Source organism: Trebonia sp., assembly GCF_030042015.1.
GTDB lineage: Bacteria > Actinomycetota > Actinomycetes > Streptosporangiales > Streptosporangiaceae > Trebonia.
Map to the genome: position 1 here is coordinate 1 of NZ_JASIAL010000313.1, position 2,679 is coordinate 2,679.

A 2,679-nucleotide genomic window follows, 5' to 3' on the forward strand; every position below is an offset into this window, starting at 1 on the left:
CCGCGATCGGCGGCAGCACGCCCAGCGCGGCGACCGCGGCGTCCCTGTGCCGCGCCGAGCCGGTGAGGGCGCCGTAGCTGAGCAGCGCGTCCGCCGCCGCGAACGCGCCCGATGGGGTGGCGCCGTCGGCGGGGTCGGCGGGCCGGAAGATCAGCCGCTCGCCGTCATCGGCCGTGTCATAGAAGCCACCCGCCCCGTCGCCGAACGCGGACAGCACGGTGTCGAGCAGCAGGCCGGCCACGCGGGCCCAGCGCGCGACCCCGGTGACCCCGTACAGGGCGAGCAGCCCGGACGCCACGCACGCGTAGTCCTCGAGCAGCCCGGCGCTCGGCCCGGCCACCCCGTCCCGCGACGTCCGGGTGACGCGCGCCCCCGCGACGTGCACCGACACCAGCAGCCCGGCCGCGTCCGCGGCGGCGGTGATCAGGTCGCGCCGGCCGAAGAGCAGGCCGGCCTCGGCCAGCGCGGCGATCGCCATGCCGTTCCAGGCGGCCACCACCTTGTCGTCGCGGGCCGGCCTGATGCGCCCGTCGCGGGCGGCCAGCAGGACGCCGCGTATCCGGTCAAGCCGCTCGCCGCCTGCTGGCCCGCCGGGCGGCTCGGACCGACGCTGCAGGACCGAGCTGCCGCGCTCGAACGTGCCCCGGTCGGTCACGCCGAACACAGCCGCCGCGAACGCCGCGTCCTGCCCGCCGAGCACCTCCCGCAGTTGGACCGGCGTCCACACGTAGAACGCCCCCTCCGCGCCGTCGCTGTCCGCGTCGAGCGACGCCGCGAACCCGCCTTCCGGCGTGCACAGCTCACGCACGAGGAAGTCGCAGGTCTCCTCGGCCACCCGGCGCGCCAGCGGCGACCCGGTGAGCCGCCACAGGTGCGCGTAGCCGCGGGCGAGCAGCGCGTTGTCGTACAGCATCTTCTCAAAGTGCGGCACCACCCAGGCCGCGTCCACGCTGTACCTGGCGAACCCGCCGCCCAGCTGGTCGTAGATGCCGCCGCGGGCCATCGCCTCGCACGTGCGCTCGGCCATCGACAGGGCGGCAGGCGACCCCGTGCGGCTGTGGTGCCGCAGCAGGAACTCGAGCACCATCGACGGCGGGAACTTGGGGGCCCGCCCGAAACCGCCGGCGCTGCGGTCGAAGCCCGCCTCGAGCCCCGCCACTGCCCGGGCCGTCACCTCGGCGAGCGAACCCTCCCCCGGGGGCGCGCCGGGCCCCGACAGGGCCGAGGCGTTCTCCGCGAGCGCCGCCGAGATCCGCCCGGCCTGCTCGTTGACCTGCCCCCGGTCCTGCTGCCAGGCACGGGCCACCGCGGTCACGAGCTGGACGAACTGCGCCCGCGGGAAGTACGTGCCGCAGTAGAAGGGCTCGCCGTCCGGCGTCATGAAGACCGTCATCGGCCATCCGCCCTGGCCGGTCAGCGCCTGGGTGGCGGCCATGTAGACGGCGTCCACGTCCGGCCGCTCCTCGCGGTCCACCTTGACCGGCACGACGTTGTCGTTGACGACCGCCGCCGTCGCCGGGTCCCCGAACGACTCGTGTGCCATCACGTGACACCAGTGGCACGCCGCGTACCCGACCGACAGCAGCACGGGCACGTCCCGCCGCCGTGCTTCCGTGAACGCCTCCTCGCCCCACGGCCACCAGTCGACCGGGTTGTCGGCATGCTGCAGCAGGTACGGGCTTGTCGCCGCCTTCAGCCGGTTCATGGCACCATTCTCGCGCCAGGGGCTCGCGGTCGTCCCATCCGCATGACCCCATAAGGCACGGACTGGCTAGCCCGACGGGCTCGGCGATGGCCGCGGGAGGTTGCCCTGGGTGCCATTCCGCCGGCAGGTAAGCGTGTAGCCGCGCACCGCGACCGTCAGCTGGTTCCCGGCCACGCTGGCCGCGGCGCGCGCCGACGTGTCGAAGGAGCCGATCGCGCTCTGCGCGAGCAGGATGATCGGGTCGTGGCCGGCGTACCCGGCCAGCGACACGGCCACGTTGCTGGTGACGAATCCGCCGCCGGTCACCTCGTAAGTTCCGCTGTGGGTGTTGACCGGGTCGTTGGCGATGAACTGCCCGCCGGGCGCGAAGATAAGGTCGACCGAGTACCTCGCCGGGATGGCTGTGTTCGCCCCGCCGCGCGCAATGGCGACGACGGTCCACTCGTACCCGGCGAACCCCGGGTGCGCGGCCGCCGCCGGATCCGGCGAATGGGCGGACGAGTGGGGGGAACTGCACGCCGCCAGGGCCACGAGGGGCAGGCACATGCCGGCAGCGGCCAGCGTCACGGACCGGAAGCGGCGGGTCATGCCCTTATTCTGGCCGCCTTGCTGAGCAGGAAGAAGACCGCGCCTGCGACGCCGACGAAGAAGCCCAGCGGCCAGTTGGTGTGGTAGGAGAGCACGATGGAGGCCCACACGGTGGCCAGCGCGATCGCCACCGACAGGGTCATGGCCACCCCGGGGCGGGCGGTGACGGCCCGGGCGGCGGCCGCCGGGCCGATCATCAGGCTGAACATCAGCAGCGCGCCGACGACCGGGATCGTCATGGACGTCGCGAGCGCCATCACGACCAGGAAGTACACCTCCGTCTTCCTGGTCGACACGCCGCGGGCGTCGGCGACCTCGGGCAGCGTGGAGGTCAGCATGAGCCGCCGGAACGCCAGCCCGATCGCCGCGGCGGCGACCAGGCCCAG

The 2,679-nt window shown here is 73.9% G+C and carries 3 protein-coding genes; all 3 read right to left on the reverse strand.

The genetic code is table 11. The annotated features are described in order from the left end of the window. Nucleotides 1-1,705, reverse strand: a 1,705-nt coding sequence (locus tag Q1N79_RS16830; RefSeq protein ID WP_300610024.1) for a thioredoxin domain-containing protein, incomplete at its 3' end; no start/stop codon positions are given. A gap of 66 nt (nucleotides 1,706-1,771) precedes the next feature. Beyond that, on the reverse strand, nucleotides 1,772-2,293 hold the full coding sequence (locus tag Q1N79_RS16835) for a hypothetical protein (RefSeq protein WP_300610025.1): 522 nt from the start codon (nucleotides 2,291-2,293) through the stop codon (nucleotides 1,772-1,774). After that, nucleotides 2,290-2,679 (reverse strand): metal ABC transporter permease (locus Q1N79_RS16840; protein WP_300610026.1); only part of this gene is annotated, 390 nt, incomplete at its 5' end. The genes Q1N79_RS16840 and Q1N79_RS16835, both read right to left, overlap by 4 nt.